Raw genomic sequence first — 749 nt, forward strand, 5'->3', positions numbered from 1 at the left:
ATCTGTCGCAGTATTTAACCGTCGTGATCACATTGAAGTGACCTCTGAGAGCAACGAATACCACGCTGAAGTTTTAGAAATCCTGACTCACACGCCAGGCATTCATCACGTTCTAGAAGTGAAGCAATCTGAGTTTAAAGACCTGCACGACATCTACGAGCAGGTGCTGGAACTTAGCCGTCCGCTTATTGAAAATAAAACGTTTGTGGTTCGTGCAAAACGCCGTGGTAAGCATGACTTCACGTCTATCGAGCTTGAACGTTACGTTGGTGGTGGTCTAAACCAAGCAGTAGAAAGCGCACGCGTTAAATTGCACAACCCTGATGTGACGGTAAAAGTTGAAGTATCGGGTGACAAACTTAACCAAGTGTTGGCACGTCACAAAGGTCTAGGTGGCTTCCCTCTAGGTACTCAAGAAGACGTACTAAGCCTGATCTCAGGTGGTTTCGACTCTGGTGTATCAAGCTACCTACACATCAAACGTGGTTCTAAAGTTCACTACTGTTTCTTTAACCTAGGTGGCCCAGCTCATGAAATCGGCGTTAAGCAGGTTTCTCACTACCTGTGGAACAAATACGGCTCATCAGCGAAAGTGCGTTTCATCTCTGTTGATTTCGAACCTGTGGTTGCTGAAATTCTTGAGAAAGTAGATGACGGTCAAATGGGCGTCATCTTGAAGCGTATGTTCATGCGCGCTGCTGGCATGATTGCTGAGAAGTTTAAGATTGAAGCGTTGGTAACGGGTGAAG

Annotated in this window: 1 protein-coding gene; it reads left to right on the forward strand. The window is 46.1% G+C overall.

Annotated features, from left to right (window positions below; all coding sequences use genetic code 11):
- A partial coding sequence (locus R7R78_RS25960) for a tRNA sulfurtransferase (RefSeq protein ID WP_225474590.1) occupies positions 1-749 on the forward strand: 749 nt, incomplete at both ends.

The organism is Vibrio sp. 2134-1, from assembly GCF_033339495.1.